The 21,259-nt window shown below is 71.6% G+C and carries 21 protein-coding genes; 2 read left to right on the top strand and 19 right to left on the bottom strand.

The window, feature by feature from the left end; translation table 11 throughout:
• Positions 1 to 54: 54 nt before the first annotated feature.
• Positions 55 to 1,455 carry a DUF1254 domain-containing protein gene (locus ACIRVH_RS16505; RefSeq protein WP_403953277.1) on the bottom strand — a complete coding sequence of 467 codons (1,401 nt, stop codon included), beginning with the start codon at positions 1,453 to 1,455 and terminating at the stop codon, positions 55 to 57.
• Positions 1,456 to 2,837: 1,382 nt separating this feature from the next.
• Positions 2,838 to 3,059: a hypothetical protein gene (locus tag ACIRVH_RS16500; protein ID WP_403953276.1), complete on the bottom strand. Its 222-nt coding sequence runs from the start codon at positions 3,057 to 3,059 to the stop codon at positions 2,838 to 2,840.
• Between the two features lie 662 nt (positions 3,060 to 3,721).
• Between ACIRVH_RS16500 and ACIRVH_RS16495 the strand changes: the two genes are divergently transcribed.
• A complete protein-coding gene (locus ACIRVH_RS16495) occupies positions 3,722 to 4,168 on the top strand; it encodes a universal stress protein (protein ID WP_403953274.1) in 447 nt (148 codons plus the stop codon).
• A 30-nt stretch (positions 4,169 to 4,198) separates the two neighbouring features.
• Here ACIRVH_RS16495 and ACIRVH_RS16490 read toward each other — a convergent pair whose 3' ends face one another.
• The 8 genes from ACIRVH_RS16490 to ACIRVH_RS16455 all read right to left on the bottom strand — a co-directional run bounded on the left by ACIRVH_RS16490 (position 4,199) and on the right by ACIRVH_RS16455 (position 12,589).
• Entirely contained in the window at positions 4,199 to 4,855 is a 657-nt protein-coding gene (locus ACIRVH_RS16490; RefSeq protein WP_403953272.1) for a potassium channel family protein, read from the bottom strand.
• Positions 4,852 to 5,511, bottom strand: a complete 660-nt coding sequence (locus tag ACIRVH_RS16485) for a potassium channel family protein (protein WP_403953270.1) — start codon at positions 5,509 to 5,511, stop codon at positions 4,852 to 4,854. Before ACIRVH_RS16485 ends, ACIRVH_RS16490 begins: the two co-directional genes overlap by 4 nt.
• Positions 5,508 to 8,366, bottom strand: a complete 2,859-nt coding sequence (locus tag ACIRVH_RS16480; RefSeq protein WP_403953267.1) for a cation-translocating P-type ATPase — start codon at positions 8,364 to 8,366, stop codon at positions 5,508 to 5,510. The genes ACIRVH_RS16485 and ACIRVH_RS16480 overlap by 4 nt, the downstream gene beginning before the upstream one ends.
• Positions 8,356 to 8,814 (bottom strand): cyclic nucleotide-binding/CBS domain-containing protein, encoded by a 459-nt coding sequence (locus ACIRVH_RS16475; RefSeq protein ID WP_403953265.1) that lies wholly within the window; start codon positions 8,812 to 8,814, stop codon positions 8,356 to 8,358. The genes ACIRVH_RS16480 and ACIRVH_RS16475 overlap by 11 nt, the downstream gene beginning before the upstream one ends.
• 39 nt (positions 8,815 to 8,853) lie before the next feature.
• On the bottom strand, positions 8,854 to 9,843 hold the full coding sequence (locus ACIRVH_RS16470) for an Acg family FMN-binding oxidoreductase (protein WP_403953262.1): 990 nt from the start codon (positions 9,841 to 9,843) through the stop codon (positions 8,854 to 8,856).
• Between the two features lie 32 nt (positions 9,844 to 9,875).
• Positions 9,876 to 10,757 (bottom strand): universal stress protein, encoded by an 882-nt coding sequence (locus ACIRVH_RS16465; protein ID WP_403953259.1) that lies wholly within the window; start codon positions 10,755 to 10,757, stop codon positions 9,876 to 9,878.
• Positions 10,741 to 11,091 (bottom strand): DUF1918 domain-containing protein, encoded by a 351-nt coding sequence (locus tag ACIRVH_RS16460; RefSeq protein ID WP_403953258.1) that lies wholly within the window; start codon positions 11,089 to 11,091, stop codon positions 10,741 to 10,743. Before ACIRVH_RS16460 ends, ACIRVH_RS16465 begins: the two co-directional genes overlap by 17 nt.
• 139 nt (positions 11,092 to 11,230) lie before the next feature.
• Entirely contained in the window at positions 11,231 to 12,589 is a 1,359-nt protein-coding gene (locus ACIRVH_RS16455) for a nicotinate phosphoribosyltransferase (protein WP_403953255.1), read from the bottom strand.
• A 170-nt stretch (positions 12,590 to 12,759) separates the two neighbouring features.
• On the opposite strand from ACIRVH_RS16455, the gene ACIRVH_RS16450 reads away from it, so the two are divergent.
• Positions 12,760 to 13,164, top strand: a complete 405-nt coding sequence (locus tag ACIRVH_RS16450) for an Hsp20/alpha crystallin family protein (RefSeq protein ID WP_403953252.1) — start codon at positions 12,760 to 12,762, stop codon at positions 13,162 to 13,164.
• A 65-nt stretch (positions 13,165 to 13,229) separates the two neighbouring features.
• Here ACIRVH_RS16450 and ACIRVH_RS16445 read toward each other — a convergent pair whose 3' ends face one another.
• The 9 genes from ACIRVH_RS16445 to ACIRVH_RS16405 all read right to left on the bottom strand — a co-directional run bounded on the left by ACIRVH_RS16445 (position 13,230) and on the right by ACIRVH_RS16405 (position 21,118).
• A complete protein-coding gene (locus ACIRVH_RS16445) occupies positions 13,230 to 13,850 on the bottom strand; it encodes a V-type ATP synthase subunit D (RefSeq protein WP_403953251.1) in 621 nt (206 codons plus the stop codon).
• Positions 13,847 to 15,259, bottom strand: a complete 1,413-nt coding sequence (locus tag ACIRVH_RS16440; RefSeq protein WP_403953248.1) for a V-type ATP synthase subunit B — start codon at positions 15,257 to 15,259, stop codon at positions 13,847 to 13,849. Before ACIRVH_RS16440 ends, ACIRVH_RS16445 begins: the two co-directional genes overlap by 4 nt.
• Entirely contained in the window at positions 15,256 to 16,947 is a 1,692-nt protein-coding gene (locus ACIRVH_RS16435; protein WP_403953246.1) for a V-type ATP synthase subunit A, read from the bottom strand. Before ACIRVH_RS16435 ends, ACIRVH_RS16440 begins: the two co-directional genes overlap by 4 nt.
• A 242-nt stretch (positions 16,948 to 17,189) precedes the next feature.
• Positions 17,190 to 17,699: a hypothetical protein gene (locus ACIRVH_RS16430; protein WP_403953243.1), complete on the bottom strand. Its 510-nt coding sequence runs from the start codon at positions 17,697 to 17,699 to the stop codon at positions 17,190 to 17,192.
• Positions 17,699 to 17,929, bottom strand: a complete 231-nt coding sequence (locus ACIRVH_RS16425; protein ID WP_403953240.1) for a V-type ATP synthase subunit F — start codon at positions 17,927 to 17,929, stop codon at positions 17,699 to 17,701. The genes ACIRVH_RS16430 and ACIRVH_RS16425 overlap by 1 nt, the downstream gene beginning before the upstream one ends.
• Positions 17,926 to 18,339, bottom strand: coding sequence for an ATP synthase subunit C (locus ACIRVH_RS16420; RefSeq protein WP_403953237.1), 414 nt, complete (start codon positions 18,337 to 18,339; stop codon positions 17,926 to 17,928). Before ACIRVH_RS16420 ends, ACIRVH_RS16425 begins: the two co-directional genes overlap by 4 nt.
• A 4-nt stretch (positions 18,340 to 18,343) precedes the next feature.
• Positions 18,344 to 19,768, bottom strand: coding sequence for a V-type ATPase 116kDa subunit family protein (locus ACIRVH_RS16415; protein ID WP_403953234.1), 1,425 nt, complete (start codon positions 19,766 to 19,768; stop codon positions 18,344 to 18,346).
• Positions 19,755 to 20,684 carry a hypothetical protein gene (locus ACIRVH_RS16410; protein WP_403953232.1) on the bottom strand — a complete coding sequence of 310 codons (930 nt, stop codon included), beginning with the start codon at positions 20,682 to 20,684 and terminating at the stop codon, positions 19,755 to 19,757. The genes ACIRVH_RS16415 and ACIRVH_RS16410 overlap by 14 nt, the downstream gene beginning before the upstream one ends.
• Positions 20,681 to 21,118, bottom strand: coding sequence for a hypothetical protein (locus ACIRVH_RS16405; protein ID WP_403953229.1), 438 nt, complete (start codon positions 21,116 to 21,118; stop codon positions 20,681 to 20,683). The genes ACIRVH_RS16410 and ACIRVH_RS16405 overlap by 4 nt, the downstream gene beginning before the upstream one ends.
• Positions 21,119 to 21,259 lie beyond the last annotated feature (141 nt).

Below are 21,259 nucleotides of genomic sequence, written 5' to 3'. Positions count from 1 at the left end.
GTGCCGAGCCCGTCGTCGGCCGTGCCGGTGGCCCGCTCCGCGAACGCGGTGCCGTCAGCCGATGCGGTTGATCGGCGGGCACATCCATCGGGCGTCGATGACTTCGGGGCGTGGCAGATACATGCGCAAGCCGATGAACCAAATGCCCTGTCCGGGTGTGGGAATCCAGTTGGGCTCACGGGCGGGACCTGGGGACTCCGGTTGTAGGTGGATGGTCAAGCTTCCGTCACCGTCGGTGAGCAGCCCTGGGGTGCGGTCACCGATGGAGTAGCGGCCGATCGGGTTGGGAACCAAGTTCCTGTCCTCGCCGTAGACGGTCAGCGACCAGAAGGCGTCCACAGGGGGCAGATCCCCTGATTTGAAGCGCAGTTCGTAGCGGCCCGTGGACAGCTTGCTGCCGTCCGCGTCGTGGAAGGCGGCCAGGTAGACCGCTTCCTCGGGATCATTGACGGCGACTCCGACAAAGGACTGCTCCGCGGCTCGCCTCAGGAAATCGTCCCCGAACCGTCCCATCTGTGGTGGCGGGTAGCGCCAGCCGTTGATGACATGAGCCCATTCACCACTGAGCAGTTGCTGTTCGAGCATCCGAACGCCGGTCGTCGCGGCCCGGATCAGGCTCTGCCTGACGGGTTCGGGCTGGGCTTCGACATCGAGCCCGGGCCCGATACCGATCTCGGCGAACTGCTTGAGCAGAACCTCGTGGTGCCGGGGTGGCGGATTCTCGGCCAGCATCGCGTTCAGGGTCTTCCACGGCCCGAGAGGATCATCTGCCGCGTCGATCGGTTCCAGCACGTCGCGGCGTTCCGGAACGTGCGCTCCTTCTTTGCCGAACAGATGGAGCGGGGTCAACCGGTACCGGCGTTGAAGTGCATGAACGTTCGCAAGGTCGGGCTCGCCTTCGGCCAGGGTCCGGCCGATGATCACGGCCCAGGGGCTGGGGGCGGTCGCGGTACGGCGCACCCCTTCGGGGAGGTCTCCTGTCCATCCCGGCCCGACGAGGGCGAAATCTCCGGCGTGTGACCCGGTGGCGCGCTGTCCCACGTAGTCGTAGTTGTCGGAGGTGACGCCGACCAGTTCGAAGGTGAAGTAGCGGTCGGCCATGTCCGGGTGCGAGAGGATGACGGGTTCCTCGCTCAGGTCGACCCAGGCGAACGAGTACAGGGTGTCGTTGTTGGGGGCCAGGCCTTCCCGGTCTGAGGCGTCGAAAAGCGTGCGAGCGTGCCAGAAGTGGTTGACGGCGGCATACGGCGCCGCGTCGGTGTCGGGCTTCTGGGTCACCCACCGGTGGCGGAGCCGGGCGTTGTAGATGTACGGGAACCCATAGACAAAGGCCTGTTCCCCGAGGGTGTAAGCGTATTCTCGGCGCCAGTCCCTGACGTGGCCGGTCAGCACCGGCTTCACCGACTCCCACATCAGCGGCAGCGCCTGGGATGCCTCGCGGGCGCGTCCGGCCATTGCTCGTGGGTGGCGCACGGCGTCCGCTGTAACCCTGCCTGTCGCCGTCGCCGCATGGCCGATGCTCGACGCCGCTCCTGTGAGTTGGTCACGCAGTCGCTGAAGGGGGCGGCTGATCGTGGCTTCAGAGGTCATTTCAACGCTCATCTCCCGTCGTTGAGCACCACGGCGTCTCACCGTCTCCGGCCGAACAGCCGGCTCCGTCGACGACGCGGTCCAGGCCCCTGCCTGGACCGACGTCCGCATCGTTCGCCGTGTTTCGTCGGGTATCGGGCAGGGTGGTTCACAACTCCGGCCCCACCACCGAGTAGATCACCGCGGCCAGGGCCCGGCAACCGCGGCGCTCCCCACCGCACAGCCCGGCTGCTCACCCCGCCAGTACCTGTCGGCCCGCCTGCGTCCGTGGCCGGCCGACAGCACGGCCGGCGGCGTCCGTGGACACATGGCAGCACACCGTCGCAGAGGCAGGGGTCAAGCCGAAGGACCACCCCGCGCTTGCACTGATGCTGTGCCCGGTTGCGCCCCCGAGGAGCTGTGTGGTTCCTGGTAGGGGAGTCCTTGAGCCCCCTCCTTGACCGGAGAGGGGCGTTGAGGTCGCCGGCGACTCGGTAGCCGTGTTCCCCGGCGAGCATACGTAGATCAAGCTACTGCCGGACCGGTGACGTCGTGCCGTCCGTGAGTACGGACAACCGGACGGACAGCAGGGCTGGCGGCGCGTCGCCCGGAACCTGGGTCTCCGCCTTCTTCAGCTCCTCCAAGAGGGCTGAGTCCGCCTCGGTCCACTCGGCCTCAACTGAGTGCTGAATGCGCTCCGTCGTGGCGGGCGTCCTTGTTCGCCTTCCTGGGACCAGCACGGTAGCGGTTTTGGGTCTGTTGGTGAATGGCCGCAGATGGATACGCCCATACAAATCGGCCCGACCGGGAAGAAGCTGCTGCCTCTGACGGTCAAGAACGCTGCGCCGGCGCCCGCTTCGAGTGATCACGCGCACTGAGGCGGGTGAGGCACTCGATCGGGTGGTTGAGGCACTGGCGGGGGTGAGCAAGGAGGAGTTGGCTGCGGTGCTGTCCGAGCTCGCTGTTCCGCGTTCTCGTCCGCGGGCGCCGTCGGCGTCCTCCCGGACGATGCTGTCGGCTCCTAGTGCTGGATTCCGCTTTCGGTGGGTATAGCTGCTGGTAGCGGGGTGGTTGCGGGTACTCGGGGGCGGGTGCTGGGTCATGGTGCTGAGGGCACGGCCGGGCCGTGACGAGGGCGAGCAAGCGGTGGTCCACCGCCTGGCGTCGGCTAGGAAGGCGCCGAAGCATGTGGTGGAGCGGTGCCGGATGGTGGAGCTGAGCTGGGACGGCTGGCTGGTCCCGCACATCGCCGACCAGCTGAGGTGCAGTCAGTTCCAAGGTTCCCGGTAGGGGCTTTCGCCCAGCAGCTTCGCTGCGGCCACGCAGAGGTCTTCGCCGAAGAGCTGGTTGCTGCCCCATTCGGAGCCCCACAGGTCGGACGCGGCCTGGGCCACAGCGCGCCAGGAGTAGTCCTCATCGCATCGCCACGAGCGGATCTGAGCAGCCATCTCCGGTGTGATCGTCGCCGCGTCAACAGTGTTGTGTGTCATCCCAGCGACCCTAGGGACGTTGCCGAGAGAGTAGCCAGCGCATTACGCGCTCGCCCGCCCGGCGGACACGCCAAGGACTTCGCCCTCAGGAATCGGCAAGCGCACAACGTCGGGGCACTGCCAGTCCCAGGAGCTGGGAGGGCCATCCGGTGAACCGCCAAGATCCGAAAGAGAGGACTTAGCGGCGATAGCCCAGATGCGCAGCCCGGCTTCCACGCGCTCGTGCGCTGGAGCGACCGGAAAGGCGGCCATACCGGCGTCGCGCCGGTACGGGCCTGGCTCCACCGAGGCGCCACCACGACGGTATGGCTGGATGCCCGCGGCGCCATTGGCGCCCGGCCCGAGGCCCGGGACCTCTCAGCGACGACCGGTGTGGCGGTGGCTTTCGCGAGCGGGTTCGGCGGCGGGGCCATCGCCTACGGCGTGTGGCGGGCCGTCGGCGGCGGCATCGACAGCCGTTGTCTCTCCCCGTGAACTCGCGAGTGGAAACGCGTGGAGCCCGGCGGGGTGATGCGCTACGGCCGCTGACGACAGCATCGTCCGTCATGCCGCGGGAGGCGCTTCTCTGGCGGCATGACGATGTGTCCTGCAGCGTGGAGAACAGAGGTGGATCCTGATCCGGCGGCCAGGTGTGCGCACACGTCGAAGGAGAGGTGGGACGCATGGACAGGGATGCAACCGAGCCGAGGGTGGTGGTCGGTGTCGACGGGTCGCCGTCCTCGTACGAGGCCCTGCGCTGGGCGGTGCGTTACGCCGGCCTGGCCGGCGCCGGAACCGTGGACGCGATCGCGGTGTGGGAGCTGCCAGGCCTGTACGGGTGGTCGGCGCCCGCCGTGGACATGGACGTCGACGAGGACGAGACCCGGCAGAAGATGAGGCAGGAACTGACCGAGGTGCTCGGTGCGGACGCAGCCGAAGCGGTCAGGACCCACGTGGTGCACGGCAACCCCGCCGACGTCCTGCTGCGGGCCGCCGAAGATGCCGAGGTCCTGGTCGTGGGCAGCAGAGGCAGGGGCGGGTTCGCGCGCGCCCTGCTCGGGTCCGTCAGCCAGCACGTGTCGCAGCATGCGAACTGTCCGGTCGTCATCGTGCGCTCCGAGAAGAAGTGAGCCGAGCCCGGGTCCGGTGCCGGGTCCCGCCTACTGGAAGGCCGCGTGGATCTCCTGCTCGGTCGCCTCGTGCGACACGAGCAGGAGTTCGTCGCCCGGCAGCAGCCGCACTTCGGGGCCGGGAACCGTGGGCCGGCCGTTGCGGACGACGGTGGCGACGACGGTGCCGGCCGGCAGGGGGATTTCGCCCAGAGCGCGCCCAGCGGCCCGCGACTGTTCCGTGATCGCGGTCTCGATGACCTCGACGCCCGCCTTGCTCAGCCGCAGCAGCGCCACTGTGTCCGTGGCCCCGGTGGCCTCCTCGATGAGGGAGATCAGCGGGGTGGCGGAGGGGACCGCGACGTCCACACCCCACCGCTGGTCGAAGAGCCAGGCGTTCTCCGCGTCGTTGATGCGTGCGGCCACCCGTCCCACCCCGAACTGTCGCTTGGCGATCAGGCTGATGACCAGGTTGTCCTCGTCCCGTCCCGTGGCGGAGATGACGAGGTCGCAGGTCAATGCCCCGGCGTGTTCCAGGAGAACTGGGTCGCAGGCGTCACCGGCGACCAGGCGGATGCCGGGCAGGGCCGCGAGCTCGGCCACTCGGCCGTCGTCCTGCTCTACGAGGATCACGTCGTTGTGCGCGGCGGAGAGCACCTGGGCGATCTGCGTGCCGAGTCGGCCGGCGCCGCCGATGAGGACCTTCACGTTCCCAGCTCCTTGTCGAGGAAACCGCGCAGCCGGCCGAGCGCGGTCGCGGCGACGGCGAACGTGACCAGGTCCCCGGGCTCGGCGCGGACACCGTGAGCGGGCATCAGCGAGCGGCCGGCGCGGGTGATCTCCACGACGCGGATCTCGCCGTCGACGTCGAACTCGGCCAGGCGCCGACCGGTGACATAGGACGGCAGCTCGGAACGGACCAGCAGGGTCTCACCGTTGCCGAAGGTGCGTTCGGAAGCGAGGTGGCGGTGCAACAGCATCTGGTGGAAGCGGCTGACGGCCCAGCGGACGCTGGAGACGGTCGGGATGCCCAACTCCCGGCAGATGTCTCCGCGGCGGGGATCGTTGATCCGGGCGAGGACGATCGGAACCCGGTAGGTCTCCTTCGCGGTTCGCGCGCTGACGATGTTGCTGTTGTCCGCCGAGGTCACCGCGACCAGCGCGTCCGCGTGGGCGACACCGGCCGCCTCCAGCACGGAACGGCTGAAGCCGTTGCCCACGAGGAAGTCGCCGGGAAAGCCCGCCGGCAGCAGCCTGCGCGCCTTGGGGTCACAGTCCACGAGACGCGTGTCGTGGCCCTCGGCGACCAGCTGCGCGGCGAGGGTGGAACCGACCCGGCCGCAGCCCACGATGATCGCTCTCATCGTTTTCCTCCCTCCGGGAGGGTCCTGCGGTGTCGCAGCACCCACTTGCGGGATTCCTCGGCAGCCAGCAGCAGAGCACCGAACCCGGCCAGAACCGCCCAGTCGGCGGGGGTCAGCGGCGCGGTGTTGAAAACCGTCTGGAGTGGCGGCGCGTAACTGATGGCGGCCATCAGCGCGATGCCGAAGCACCCTGCGCCGATCAGCCAGGGGTTGCTCAGCAGTCCGGCCCGGAAGACGCTCTGCCGGTCGGTGCGCACCGCGAGCGCGTTGAAGAACTGGCTGACGACGATGCCGGCCTGGACCATGGTGATCGCCTCCCGGTAGACGGGATCACTCTTCGTGAAGTGCGCGTACGGGATGCCCGAAGCGTGGATGTGCCAGAAGAAGACGGCGCACACGCCGAGGGCCTGGATGCCACCCAGGAAGAGGATCCGGCCCATGACGGCGGTCGAGAACAGCCGTTCCCGGCGCGGTCGCGGTGGGCGGTCCATGACGTCCTTCTCCATCGGCTCGGCACCGAGCGCCAGGGCTGGCAGCACGTCCGAGCCGAGGTCGATGGCCAGGATCTGCACCGCCGTGATCGGCACCAGCGGGAAACCGGCGAACGTCGCGGCGAGGATCGGCACGAGTTCGGCGATGTTGTGACTGAACAGGTAGATCAGGAACTTACGGATGTTGCGGTACACCGAACGGCCCAGTCCCACCGCGGTGGTGATGGAGGCGAAAGAGTCGTCCATCAACACCATGACCGCGGCCTCACGCGCCACGTCGGTGCCGGACGCGCCCATGGCGACACCGATGTCCGCGTGCTTGAGGGCAGGCGCGTCGTTGGCGCCGTCCCCGGTGACCGCGACGACCTCGCCGCGCCGCTGCAATGCCGTGACCACCCGCATCTTGTGCTCGGGACTGACCCGGCACAGCAGCAGCTCCGTAGAGCCGGCCAGCAGCGCGTCCAGTCCGCCGTCGTCCAGCGCGTCCAGCGCGGCCCCCGTCACGACGGTCGGATCCGGGCCGCGCACGATCCCGACGCGGCGGGCGACGGCCTCCGCGGTCAGCGGGTGGTCGCCGGTGACCATGACGATCCGGATCCCGGCCCGCCGGCATGCTTCCACCGCGTCCCGCACCTCCGGCCGGGGCGGATCGTACATTCCGGCGAGACCCAGCAGGGTCAGCTGCGACTCCACGTCTTCCAGGAGTGGTTGCGGACCGGCGACCCGGCGGCGAGCCACGGCCAGCACCCGCAGGCCCTGCCTCGCCAGGTCGTCGGCTGCAGCGACGGCTTCGGCTCGGGAGGCCTCCGTCAGAGGTACCGGCGTTCCGGTCCGGTCGACGGCGTCGCACCGGGCGAGGAGCTCCAGCGGCGCGCCCTTGACATAGGCGACATACGTCCCGTCCGGATCGCGGTGGACGGTGGACATCAGCTTGCGGACGGAGTCGAAGGGGTGTTCCGCCACCCGGGGCGTACGGGCTTCTTCCGCCGCCGTGTCCAGGCCCGCCTTCGCCGCGGCCACCAGCAGCGCGCCTTCGGTGGTGTCACCGAGCACACGCCACCCGTGCGGGCCGGACGGCGGCACGAGCCGGGCGTCGCAGCACAGCGCCGCCGCCCGCAGCAGTTCCCGTACCGGCCCGGCATCCGTGACCTCGCCGACAGCCGCGTATCCCACGCCGGACACAGCGTGCGACACGCCGTCGGCCCACAGGCGTACGACGGTCATCTCGGCCTGGGTGAGCGTGCCCGTCTTGTCGGTGCACACCACGCTGGTCGACCCCAGCGCCTCCACGGCCAGCAACTGTTTGACGAGCGCGTGTCTGCGGGCCATCCGACGGACGCCGATCGCCAAGGACACGGAGAGGGTCGCCGGCAGGCCCTCCGGTACGAGGGCGACCATCACACCGAGCGAGAAGACGAACGTGTCGACGAACGGCTGTCCGCTGGGCACGCGCACCGCGAAGAGGATGGCCCCGGTCGCCAGCGCGACGCCCGCCACCCGGCGCGCCATGGCGGCGACCTGCTGCTGCAGCGGGGTCTTCTGCCGCGGTGCGGCCGCGGTGAGCCGGAAGATACGTCCGAACTCGGTGGCCGCCCCGGTGGCGAAGACGACTGCCTTGCCCGTGCCCGCGACCGCGTCAGTGCCCATGAACACACAGTTGCGGGCTTCCAGCAGCGGTCCCTGCGGCACGGGATCGGCGACCCGCGCGACAGCGTCACTCTCCCCGGTCAGGGCCGCATTGTTGACGGCCACCTCCTGCGCTTCCACCAGCCGGCAGTCGGCCGGCACTGCGTCCCCGGCCTCCAGGACCACGACATCACCTGGTGCCAGGTCCCGCGCGGGCAACTCCTGCCGTTCACCGTCCCGCAGCACCCGGCAGGCGTGCGGCACCATCGCCTGCAGGGACTGCGCAGTGCGCTCGGCGGAGTACTCCTGGGCGAAACCGATGCCCGCGTTCAGCAGCACCACTCCGAGGATGGCGAAGGCCAGCTGGAGCGTCGCCGGATCCCGGGGCTGCTCCAGCGCGTAGGCGAGAAAGGTGATGGCCGAGGCGACGAGCAGCACCACCGCGAAGAGATCGGTGAACTGTGCGGCCAGCCGCGGCCACAGGCGCACCCGACCGACGGCGGGCAGGTCGTTGGGGCCGTAGCGGGCTTGCCGTGCGGCGGCCTCGGCCGATGTCAGACCGCGCGGAGAGCCGTCCAGCACGGCGAAGACGTCCGGGACCGGCAGAGACGGGACGGCTGAGGCGGAGACGTCCGGTCGGGCTCCGGCCGGCTCGCCGAGTTCCGTGGCCGGGCCAGACGTCGGCGCGCGGCCGTCGTGCAGGGCGGCCGATCCTCGATGGGCCGGTTCAGGGCTCATACGAAGCTTCACCTGCCGAGGGAGGCCCCGGTGGCTCCTGCAGCACACTCCAGGCGACCGGTCCCAGCAGGTCGGCCAGCCGCCGGAATACATCGAGGAGAAGGTCGTCGATCGTGAGCACACCCAACGCCTCGCCGTCGTGCAGCACGGCAAGCCGACGCACCCCCGAGCGGCGGAACGTCCCGTAGGCCACCTGAAGATCGTCGTCCACGTCGACGGTGACCACCGGCGCCGACATCACCGCGTCCACCCGTGCCTCCCGATCCAGGCCGCCGCCCAAGCCACGTACGGCGAGGTCGCGGTCGGTGACGATGCCGCGCAGCGCTCCTTCCTCGACGACGAGGAGGGAGCCGACGGCGGACCGAGTCATCTTCCGGGTCGCCTCGGCCAGGGAGTCGTGGGGCGCGACGCACACCGGCGGAGCAGTCATCACCTCGGAAACCTTCATGCGACTCCTCCTCGCCGTCGAGTCCCGGCCGCTCGTGCTTCAGACGATGTCGAGCACCTCGGCCACCGGCCGCCGCGGGCTCGCGTGGCCTTCCGGGCCATAGCCGAGCCGGAGCACCATCTGCACGTGGGCCATGTCGGACAGGGGATCGCGGACCGCCCATCGGATTTCCGACCATTCCAGGGGCTGAGAGGTCACCGAGGTGACGAGCCCGTCCGCGGTGGCCTGCAGCAGGACCCGCTGCAGTGCCTGGCCTGCACGCAGCCAGTCGGCAGGCCCGTCGTAGGCCGTACCCAGCAGGGCGATGCGCGGGTTCTTCTCGAAGGACGCCCAGCCACGCCCCGGCATCGGACGGCCGGCGGCGAAGTCGCGCACGGGGGCTGCGGTCACGTGCTGGCCAGGGCCGAACGCCTCGGCCGGGATGCCGTCGGCCGGCTCCGCGGCCCCCGACGACTCCGTGCGCGTCCACTGCACCGTTTCCCCGCGCACCCCCGGGTCGAGTGCTTCCCGGCCCTCGGCGTCCTGCACCAATTCCAGGATCGACTGCACGTGCCAGGCGCCCGGAAACAGCAACTGCGTGCCCTCGGCGCGGGCCGCGTCGCACAGCCGCTCCTGCACATCGGCGGGTATGTCCTCGTCGCGGAAGGGGAGGCGGCTGCAGTGACGGCGAGGGATTGCCGGGTGCAACCGGGCGAGCATCCTGTCGGGTCGCGCTGTGCCGCACAGGTGCACCTCGGCGAGGAAACCCGCGTCCTCCCGGTCGGGGAGCAGCTTGACGTCAGACCCCAGCCCCGTGGCCGCGGCTGCCACCCGCAGGTTGAACAGCGCGGCGCCGCAGCCCAGGTGCAGGCCTCGTCCGTCCGGATCGGTCCGCGGCAGGGTACGTGCCGGGTCGGCGTACAGGCGCAGGACGCCGATGCCGCGCAGGTATCGAAAGGCCCAAGGTTGTGTGTTGTGCTGCGAGGGCGCCGCAGCGGCGTCCGCCACGAGAGCCGTGACGGTGTTCGTGTCGATGGTTTGTGCGGTCACGACGGCCTCCCTTCGCTGCTGGGGGAAACGACTCACACACGTGTCGGAACGGCGATGACAGGACAGCGGGCGTGGTGCAGCACACCCTGGCTGACCGACCCCAGAAGCATGCCGGTGAAGCCCCCGCGCCCTCGGGTGCCCACCACCAGGCCCAGCGCGTGCGTCGAGGCCTCGGTGAGGACCTGCACGGGATGGCCGACGACCAGTTCGTGACGCAGATCCACCTCCGGGTAGCGGGCCTGGCGGCCGGCCACGGTTTCGGAGAGCAGCCGGCGGCACTCCTGCTCGGCCGCGTGTTCGTCGAAGATCCTCAACGGTCCGGGCTGCCAGACGTACAGGGCGCGCAACTCCGCACCGCGCAGGGCGGCCTCCTCGAAGGCCAGGTCGACCGCGGCGGCCGAATGTTCACTCCCGTCGACGCCGACGACGTAGTACTCGGGTTCCTGGGTGACATGCTCCGGTTCCGGCACGACGACCACCGGGCAGTGGGCGTGCGCCATGACGGGCAGGGCGACGGACGCGGAGCTGTACACCTCCTGGGCCCTGCTCAGGTGCTGCGAGCCCAGCACGACGGCCGTGGCATGGCGGCTCTGCTCGCGCAGCACCCACACGGGGTCGCCTTCGGCGAGCACGGCGTCTACCTCGACCTCGGGATGCCGGGCCGCGACGAAGTCCACGACGTCCGCCAGGAACTGCTTCCCGCCGCGGTGGAGCTCCTCGTTCCACTCCTCCCAGGACGGAGGGACCTCCTCCCGTCCCCGGTAGCCCCGGGTCGGTACGCCTTCGGCACGGACCGGGCGCAGCGGAAGGTGTCGGCGGGCTGCCTCGTCGGCCGCCCAGGCCAGCGCCATCCGCCTGGTCGGGTCGGCCTCGATGCCGACGACGATCGGCCGCCGGTCACTTTGCGTGGACATGGTCGCCTCCAGGCTCCGGCCCACTGGGCGCCGAGAGCGCCTCGGGCGCCGCGTCCGCAGGAACGGACTGGTGCGCCAGGTGCCGGACGTAGGCGTCCGGCCCGGGGAAGTACAGGCTGACTCGGCCGTTGGCCGTCCGACGCACGTCGTAGTGCGGGCTGCCGTCGGGATGGTGGACGCCGACGACTTCACCATCTCGGGTCACGACGCCGGCCTTGGTGCTGCGTACGACGATCTCGTCGCCCACGCGGGCGTACATCGGGGCGCCGCTCTCCCCGGGACCGGTCCTCGGCGCGGGCCGGTCGCTGCGCCGTGTCGGCGCGGGCGTGGTCATGACCGTCGCCTCCTCGCTGCGGTGGCGTGGAGAACTGCCGCGATCCCATTGCAAGTCCCGGTTCGAATGAGGTGCCAGGGGCCATTGGTCCCGGGGTCGGGCCCGTCGGGCCCACCGGTCGGCGTGTGCTCGGCGAAGGTCACGAGGAGTGCGAGGCGATGGGGGTGGCTGCCGACTGCATGCGGTGTTCGATGTCCGCGCGCACCCTCGCGGTCAGCTCTTCCAAGGCCTGGGACCGGATGGCCCGGACCGGTACGGGGTCCTCGATCCGGCGTGCCGGCGCCGGCAGGTCGGCGATGTCCTCGCGGAACCGCTCGCGCGCGTGCTGCCAGTGGTCCGGCGGCCCCGTCCGCCGGCCGCCGCGCATCACCGTGTGCAGCAGGTGCCGTGCCGACTGCGGAGGTCCCTCACCGGCCAAGGCGATGACGTCCGGGTGTCCGGTGCGCCGGTGGATCTGCTTGCGGCCGGGGGCCGTGACTTTCGCCGAGGACAGTTTCATCACGGGCCGGCCGTCGTACTCCACGAGCTTGTACGCCGAGTCCAGGTAGGGGGCGTCCGCCGCCACACCCACGCGGGTGCCCACGGCGTACACGTCGATCGGGGCGCCGGCGCGCACCAGCCTGGCCACGCCGTACTCGTCGAGTCCGCCGCTGGCCACGATCCGCACGTCGGCCAGCCCGGCGGCGTCCAGAAGGGCGCGCGACCGTCGCGCGAGGGCATCGAGGTGGCCGCTGTCCAGGCGGATCGCGCAGCCGGGGCCGCGCCGCAGATCGCTCAGGACACGCGCCGCGACCCGTACGCCCGCCTCGGTGTCATAGGTGTCCACGAGGAAGGTGACCGGGCCAGGATGGCAGCGCGCGAACGCGCGGAACGCTTCCTCCTCGCCGGGGAACGCCTCGATGTAGGAGTGCGCCATGGTGCCCGAGGCCGCGAAGCCCAGGGCCGTCGCGGCGGCGACGTTGCTGGTGCCGGCGAAACCCACGAGCGCGCCCAGACGGGCCGTCTGGAAGCCCGCCTGCGGGCCGTGCGTGCGGCGCAGCGAGAAGTCCACCACCGGGTGCCCGGCGGCGGCCAGCACGCAGCGTGCTGCCTTGGACGCCACCACCGTCTGGTGACAGACATGGTTCAGCAGGTACGTCTCGACGAGCTGGGCTTGTGGCAACGGGGCGGTCACCTCCAGCAACGGCTCGTAGGCGAACACCGCGTGCCCCTCGGGCACGGCCCGGACCTCGCCCTCGAAGGAGAGGCCGAGGAGCGGTTCGAGGTCCCTCACCGGGCGGTGCAGGACGTCCGCGAACTCCTCGACGTCCTCGCCTTCGACCCGGTAGTCGGCCAGGAAGTCCAGGACGGGCTCAAGGCCCGCGGCGACCAGGAAACCCCGGCTGGGCGGGAGGTCGCGGACGAAAAGGCTGAAGGTGGCCGGTGCCCGCATGTCCTCGCGCAGGTAGGACAAGGCCATGGTCACTTCGTAGAGGTCGGTGGTGGTGACGTCGGACATGGTGATCGCCGCCGGGGTCGTGGTCCCTTCCCCACCAGTCTGACCGTGAACGCGCGGGAGGAAAGGGACTTCGGGGACCCGGACATGGGCTGTTCGGCCTCAGCGCGGGGGGACCGGGCGCGCTGCACTGGAGGTGTCGGCAGACGCGAGACCGCCGAGGAGGTACGACGATGGCCACACTGACCCGCAGGCAGAGGTTCCCGTTCCCGGAGATACCGGACTGGTTCGAGACCATTCCCAGCCGGTTCACGATGCCCGTGCTGCGTATCGAGGACTACATGGAGGAGGATCGCTACGTCATGCGCGCCGAACTTCCGGGCATGTCGCCCGAGGACATCGACGTCATGATCGGCGACGGGGTGCTGACGGTTCGGGCCGAACGCACCGAACGGGAGGTGGACAGGAACCACAGCGAATTCCGGTACGGCGAGATGAGCCGCAGCGTGACGCTGCCGCCCGGCTCGGACGAGGACGACGTCAAGGCCGATTACGCCGACGGCATGCTGACCGTCAGCGTGGGTCTGGTTGCCGAGAAGGCGGAGGCCAAACACGTCGAGATCCGCCACAGCACGTGACGGAACGACGTCCATCTCCGGCGGGCCCACGCGGGCCCGCCGTCGCCTGTGTGTTCCGGTCGCAGTCACCGGGCACTGTGTGAAGCGGCCCAGCGGCGCCGTACCGCCTCCTCGTGCTCGGCCTCCTCCAGCGCCAGCTCCACCGCCGCAAGGTCGCGCCGCAGCCGGGGGATCCAGTGCCGGCGCAGCGCGCGGACGCGCTGCCGGGTCCGTGTGGCCTCCGCGGCGAGCAGCTCTGCCGCGGCCTGGTGAACGGCGTGTTCCGCGGCGGCACGGACAGCCGCGCCGTATGTCCTCTCGGCGTGCGACAGCGCGGTGTTCGGCGGCGTCGTCTCTTCGGGAGAACGGACGGGATCCGTCCATGACACGGCCGCCGGATGCCGTACACCCATCAATGTCGCCCACCCGACATCGACGCGGGCACGGCCGGTCGGTACCGCCTCGCTCAGCGCCCCTTCGCCGCCGAGCAGCACTCCGCGCACCAGCCAGGTGTCCGCCTCGGCCAGCCGTTCCCGCCACACCCGGCCGGCCTCCTCCGCCTCCTGGCGTTCCGTCCGCTCCCGGTCAAGCAGCAGCCTGAGTTTGCGTTCCAGCAGATCCGCTCCGCGGAGCGCGGTGGCGAGGTTGCGGCGCAGCCGCAGGCGTCCGGCCCGCCCGGACGGTACCCGGCTCGTGCGCCCGCTCATGGCGCCGTCTCCAGCCTGTCCGTGCCGTCTCGGTGCGAGGCCTGGTGGGCGTCCAGCAGGTCTGCCGGGATCATGCCGAGCTGGCTGCGCGGCAACGTCAGCAGCACCTCCCACGCCCGGTCCAGGGAGTCGTCCAGCGAGCGGTTCTCATCGGTGGACTGGGCGAGGAACCGCTGCCGGAAGGCGTCCTCCAGGTCCAGATGGCGCAGGTCGGTCGGGCTGAGCGCAGGCCGTCCGATCAGGTCGGCGAGTTCCCGCACCTGCCGGGACCGGGCCAGAGCGGCGATCAGCTGTGCGGCCACGTCCGGATGATCGGCGCGGGTCCGGCCCGCCCCGGCTCCCTTGCGCATCAGACGGGACAGTGAGGCCAGTGGGTCGACCGGCGGATACGTCCCGGCCGCGTACACCTCGGCGGACAGCACGATCTGCCCCTCCGTGATGTAGCCGGTGAGGTCGGGGACGGGGTGGGTGATGTCACCCGCCGGCATGGTGAGCACCGGAAGGACGGTCACCGACCCCGGTCGGCCTCTGATCCTGCCGCAGCGTTCGTAGAGCGAGGCAAGGTCGCTGTACAGGTAGCCGGGATAGGCCCGGCGGGCGGGGATCTCGCCTCGTGCGGCGGACACTTCGCGCAGTGCCTCGGAGTAGGCCGTCATGTCCGTCATCACGACGAGGACGTGGCGGCCCTCCGTGAAGGCCAGGTGCTCTGCGACTGTCAGGGCGAGTCTCGGGGTGAGCAGCCGTTCGATGACCGGGTCGTCGGCGGTGTTGAGCAGCAGGACCAGTTCCCGCGCCGCGGAGCGCTCCGCCAGCCCGGCGCGGACGAACGCCGCGTCGGCGTGGGTGAGTCCCATGCCGGCGAAGACGACGGCGAACGCCTCACCGCCGCACGTGGCCTGGGCCGCGATCTGCACGGCCAGTTCCAGATGCGGCAGCCCGGCCGCGGAGAACAGCGGGAGTTTCTGTCCCTGTACGAGTGTGGTGAGCACGTCCACGGCGCTCACGCCGGTCAGAACAGGCTCGTTCGGGGGTTCCCGGCGTACGGGGTTGATCGGTGCGCCGTCCACCGCCGCATCCGTTCCGCCCAGCACCGGCGGTCCGCCGTCGGCCGGATCGCCGCGCCCGTTGCACACGCGCCCCAGCCACCCGGTGCCGACCGGGATGCGCAGAGGAGTGCCCGAGAAGGCGACCCGGGTGCCCGTCCGGTGCATGCCGGCTGTGCCCTGAAGGACCTGCACCACGGCGAGGTCCCGGTCCACTTCCAGAACCAGCCCGTGCCGCCGTTCACCCGAGTCGAGAGCGATCGTCGCGAACTCGTCCCAGCCCACCCCGCTCACGCCCTCCACGACCACCAGCGGGCCGCGCAGTTCCCGCGCCCCCGTGTACTCGACATCCGCGAACCCGCTCATGCCCCCGCCTCCGCAAGCCGGCCCAGCACGGTGTCGCGAGCCGCCGCCACCGGAGCGGTCTCCGCCGGGCCCGCGCTCTCACGGGCCCGCAGCAGCGGCGTGAAGTCGACCGCCTCGACGGCGTCCGCTCCCGTACCGGACTCCGCCAGTTCCAAGCAGCGGTCGATCACCGCCAGCGTGGCCTCCACCAAGGCCGCCGTCTTCTCGGGCGCGCTGTAGGCGTCCGTCGGCGACAGGGCGCTCTGCTGGATCACGGCCTCGCGCAGCAGCCGCCCGGCGAGCACGCTGATCCGCTCGCGCGGCGGGAGTGCCGTGATGCCGACCAGTTCGACCAGGTCGGCCAGCCGGTCCGCCTCGGCGAGCAGCCGGGCCACCCGGCCCCGCCTGCTCGCCCAGTTCGGGTCACCGGCCTGCGCGTGTGCGGCGGCCAGCACGGAGGCGTCCCGGGAGAAGGAATCCACCCAGGAGACAGCCGGGTAGTGGCGTGCGTAGGCGAGGTCGCGGTCCAGGCTCCACAGGCATCGCACGAACCGTTCGGTGTGTGCGGTGACCGGCTCGGTGCGGTCGCCACCCGGCGGGGACACGGCGCCGATCACCGTGACGGATCCCGTCGCACCGCCGAGGGTGCGCACCGCTGCGGCCCGCTCGTAGAACGCGGCCAGCTCCGAGGCCAGGCCCGCCGGATAGCCCTCCTCGGCGGGGAGTTCGCCCATGCGGGACGCGAACTCGCGCAGCGCCTCCGCCCAGCGGGAGGTCGAGTCGGCGATGACGACGACGTCGAGACCCATGTCGCGGAAGTACTCCGCGACCGTGGCACCCGTGTGCACACTCGCCTCGCGGGCCATCATCGGCATGTTGGAGGTGTTCGCGATCGTCACCGTGCGCTCCGACAGGCGCCCACCGGTGCGCGGGTCGGCCAGCTCGGAGAGCTCCTCGATGACGTCCGCCATCTCGTTGCCGCGCTCGCCGCAACCGACGTAGACGATTACGTCGGCGTCGCACCATTTGGCGATCTGCTGCAGCAGCATGGTCTTGCCGGTGCCGAAGCCGCCCGGCACGGCGACCGTGCTGCCGCGGGCCACCGGGAAGAGCAGGTCGACGGCCCGCTGCCCGGTGTGCAGCGGCACGTCGGCGCGTAGGCGCTCGGCAACCGGGCGCGGCCTGCGCACCGGCCAGGGCTGTGCCATCCGCACCCCGTGTCCGCCGACCTCGGCGAGCACCGTGCCGGAGGCGTAATCGCCCGCCGAGGCGACCCGCCTCACCTCTCCCGAGCAATCCGGCGGGACAAGCAGCCGCAGGGGTACGCTCGCCCCGATCTCGCCGAGGACGTCACCGGCTGCCACCTGCGTCCCCTCGGCCACGCATGGAGTGAAAGGCCAGGTCCGTCCGTCCGGCTCGCCGCCCGTGCCGCCGGTCAGGAGGAGGTCGCCGGCGCCGGACAGGGAACGCAACAGGCCGTCGAAGACACCCCCGAGCAGCGCGGGGCCCAACGACACCGACAGCGGCCGACCCTGGGGTTCGGCGGGATGCCCCGGTGCCAGCCCGCCCGTGTACTCGTAGGCCTGGACGGTGGCCATGTCGCCGTGGATGGCGACCACTTCGCCCGGTAGCCGGGCGGCTCCCAGCAGAACCAGGTCGTGCATGGCTACCGACGCAGTGCACTCCATCTCCACCAGCGGCCCGGCCACCCGCAGGATCCGAAGACTGGAGAGGCCGTCCGGTTGTCCGGTTGCGGAGGTGCTGACTGCGGCCGAGGTCGTTGGGACGGACGTGCGGTCCGGTCGGGTGGTTGCCGAGGTGCCGGACGCAGCCGTGTCCGGCGGGCGGGGCGGGGCGTTGGGCTGGTCGGTTGTCCGGGTGTCGGGTGCGACCGCGCTGCCCCTGGGGGTCCCGCTGCCGGGCGGGTCGGGCGCAGCGCGTCGGGGGCCGGTCACGGCTGCCTCCAGAGGCTCTCGACCTGGGAGCCCATCCGTTCGAGGCCTCGGTCGGCGAGAGTGTCCGCGGACAGGTCGACGTGGCGTCCGGGCACGTCGGCGGTCACACCGCCGCTCGGTGCGACGGACACCCGCGCGTCGGTTCCCAGCAGGGCTCGCGCCGTCTCCGCGAGCCGCTCCATCGGGACAGTCCCCCCAGCCAGTGCCTTCCGCACACCCGCACGGACCTTGGCCTGCAGGTCCGCGTAGACCTCGGCACGGGCGGCGAGTTCCAGGCTCCAAGCGTCCTCGACCGCGCGGACCCGCTCCCGGGCGGCTGCGGTGTGCCCGTCCGCGGCACCGAGGTCCCGGGCCTCTGCCAGAACCTGTTCCGCGGTGCCGCGCGCGAGGCGAAGGGTCTCGTCGGCGTCGGCCCGCGCACGGTCCAGGACGGCCTCGGCCTCTGCCCGGACCGCTCGCAGCAGTTCGGCGCGTACGGGGTCCAGCGCGTCCATGGATGCCGTCATCAGGGCATCACCACCGTCAGCGGCCGGGACGGGTCCGGCTCTGTGACTGCGGTTCCGAGCGCCTGAGCGGCTGACGCCGTCAGGATCACCAGACCGACGGAGCTGGGAAGGTCCTGCCAGGCCCGGCGCACGGCCTCCGGGTCCTCCGCCACCCGTACATCGACTCCGGCCAGGGCCAGCCCGCTCACGCTGGTCTGCGCGCCGATCGCGGCCACGGTCCCCATGGTCATGCCTTTCCGATCAGCAGGATCGCGACCACCAGCCCGTACACGGCGATGCCCTCCGCCAGGCCGACAATCACCATCGCCCGGCCGAACATCTCCGGGCGTTCGCTCAGCGCGGCGAGCGCGGCGGCGCCCGTGTAGGCGACCGCGATGGCGGCCCCGATCGAGGCCCCCGCCACCGCGATGGCAGCCCCGATCAGGGCGGAGCCGTTGACGCTGCCCGAGGCTGCGGCTTGGGCCGAGGCCTGCGCGGGCCCCGCGAGTGACGTGGCCAGGACGACGCAAGCGCCCGCCAGCAGGGCGAGGTTCGTCGCCAGGAGCCAGCGGAACGCGTGTCTGGTGCGGCGCTGCCGCAGCAGCCGTACGGCACCGAGCACCGCCACGAGGACCGGCAAGACGATCAGCCAGGTGAGCATGGGATCACCTTCGTAGGAGCGCGTCGGCAGGTTCCGCCGGCGGAACGTGCCAGGGACGGAACGGACGGCCCTCCGTCTCGAAGAGCCGGGAGAAGAGCTCGTAGAACTCCAGCCGCAGGGCCTGCACCCCGGCCACCAGGGCCTCCAGGCCGAAGGTGAGGGCCGTCCCCACGGCGAAGAGCACCGCGGCGCCGACCACCCAGGCCGCTCCGCGACCGGCCAGGCTCGTGGTGCCGCGCCACACCAGGTCGGCGAGGGCTGCGTGGGTGAGGCCGAAGGCCGCGAGCCGTGCGAACGACAGGGTGTTGGTGCCCGTGCGCACGACGACGTCGAAAAGCCGCACCACCGTCTCGGCGAGTCCTGCGCCGCCTCCCGCGGTGGCGCGAAACAGGCCGAGCGCCACCAGCGACAGCCCCGCGACCGCGAGCACCGCCCCGGCCACCGCAGGAGGGGACACATGCAGAACCAGGCCGACGGCGGCCAGCGCGAGCCCCAGATAGAACAGCAACCCGGCACAGCCGGACGCCGCGTACAAACCCGAGCCCCAGCCGCTCTCGCGCACACGGTTGACGGCACCGGCGGCATGCGCGAGCGCCAGCAGTCCAGCCCCGAAGACCACCGCGGCGGCCAGCAGGCGGGCGGGGGCGTCCAACGGGGCCAGCCACAGCACCGGCAGCAGGCCAGTCGGCCCGAAGAACTCCCCGTAGGTGGCGCCCGCGAGCACGGAGGCCAGCCCGGCGCCCGCGAGGAACGGCCACAGCCGGCGCAGTGGGGCAAGCCGCCGGGGCCGTCCGAGGCGCAGCGCCAGCGCTCCGAGGAGCAGTAGCGCCCCATGGCCGACGTCACCGAACATGATCCCGAACATCGCGACGTACGCGAGGCCTGCCGGCCACGACGGGTCCAGGTCCGTGTACGGCGGTGTGCCGTATGTCGTCACCAGCGGCGTGAACGAGATCGCTCCGGCGGGCCGCAGCAGCGTCGGAGGATCGGTGCCGCGCGGGGACGGCAACGGCAGCAGCGCGCCGCCCGCCGCAGCCAGCCGTTCCGCGACGCGGGGCACTTCCGCCGCCGGGCACCACCCTGCGAGCGCTGCCACCTCCCCTCGTCGTACTGCGCCCTCCGCACGCTCCTCCAACTGGGCCTCGCCGACCAAAAGACCCACGTCCTGCTGCTTTTCGAGCTGGTCCAGATCGGGGGCGGCGACGGCCAGGACGGCCGGGCCACGGGTCCGTGGCCCGGCGTGCTCGCTGCGCCCCTGAACGCGGCGCAGCCGCAGTGCCGCAGGGCCCAGGGCCGTCTCCTCGGCGCGGTCCAGTTCCACACAGCCCGCCTGGGCGATCCGCACCAGGGCATCCCGCAGCGCCGTCCGCGGCACGACCACCGCCACACGGCACATCCGGACCGGCGCCATCGCCTCAGGCCAGGGCATCGAACACCTCCCCGAGCCGCCCGCCTCGGGCCGCCGACTCCAGGGCCGCCCGCACCCTCCAGGCGTCCACGGACAGCACCGCGACCGCGCCGACGACCACGCGGGGCCCGTACCGGCCGTCGCGCAGCATGGCGGCGCCGTCGTCCCGGACCGAGCGCCACCACTGCGTCTCCGCCCGCCACAGTCCGTCCGGTTCCTCGACGTCACCCAGGAGCCGACGGGCCGGAGACGGCAGGCGTTCGCGGAACTCCTGGTAGGAGGCGGCAGCCGGCGCGCGCGCCCCAAGGATCCGGGCAGCGTTGCGCCGCACGGGCTCCGGCAGGGAGCGGCCGTGTACGAACAGTTCACGTGCCGTCAGCAGGGCCGCGCGTCCGACGGCCCAGTCGCGGGCCTGTGGTACGGCGACGGCGGTGCGCCGTGCGGCAGCCATCCGCATGCCGGTGACCAGGGCCCATGGTGTGTCGCCGCCCGGATCGCCCCATGGGGAGGCGGCGAGCGCGGCGCGCATCTCCGCCGGAGTCCCGGCATCGTCCAGGCGACGCCAAGCGGTCTCCAGTGCCCCCAGCCGGTACGGCTCCAGGACGCCCGTGCCACGACCGTCCGGCGCGGACAGCCGGGCGGCCACGTTGGCAACCTCGAACCCCGAGGCGAGCGCGACAAGCAGGCGGGCCCCGCCCCGAGGCAGCCAGCCCGCCAGCACTCTCAGATGCCACAGCAGTGTGGCGGACACCGCCCGCTGGGCCTCCCTCAGTCCGGCTGTCGCTCGCGCGTACTTCACGTACGGCGTCGCGGCAAGCTGCTGCAGGGCCTCGTCGAGGGTTGCGCATGCCGCGATCTCCCGCGCTCCGGCGGCACCCGGGTACTGGTCGGCCAGGGCCCGTGCCCGGACCGCTCCGGCCACCCATCCCGCACTCATGGCGCCGCGCCCGCCCCGGTCGCCAGGCGCAGGGCGTCGGCCACCGCGCGTTCCACCAGATCGGGCATGCACTCCTGGGCCCGCTCCCGAACCGCCTCAGCGTCCCGGTTGCCGGCGGCGCGGACGGCGTCCGCCTCCCGGAGCGCGTCTTGCAGTCCAGGTACCGCGGCCTTACGTCGTACTTCGGGAGCCTGCTCCCGGGCAGCCGCCACGATGCTCGCCGCCTCGCGCGAGGCGTCCTGTCTGATCGTTTCGGCCGCCTCGTCCGCGGCAGCCCGGATGCGGGCGGCCTCCTGCTGAACGGCCGCCAGTCGTCCGAGGGCGGGCTCCAGTTCCGCGGCACGCTCCGCTGCCCGGTCGGCGGGCACGCCAGTGGCGGCCGCTCCCGGCGTACCGGTCGGACGGAAACGCTCCAGGAAGTCCCGCAGGCTCATCGGCCAGCCTCCTGCCGGTCGGCTGCTCTTTCAGTTTCACCGTCCCCGTCCCGCCGCGCACCGGATAGGGCCGTCACGCCGTCCCACCAGAGCCATTCGGCACTAGGCGGGGAGCGTCAGAGCGGGAGACTGGAACGGTAG

Origin of the sequence: Streptomyces sp. NPDC101165 (assembly GCF_044768135.1) — a bacterium.
GTDB lineage: Bacteria > Actinomycetota > Actinomycetes > Streptomycetales > Streptomycetaceae > Streptomyces.
This window is presented reverse-complemented; position numbering and strand designations above follow the sequence as displayed.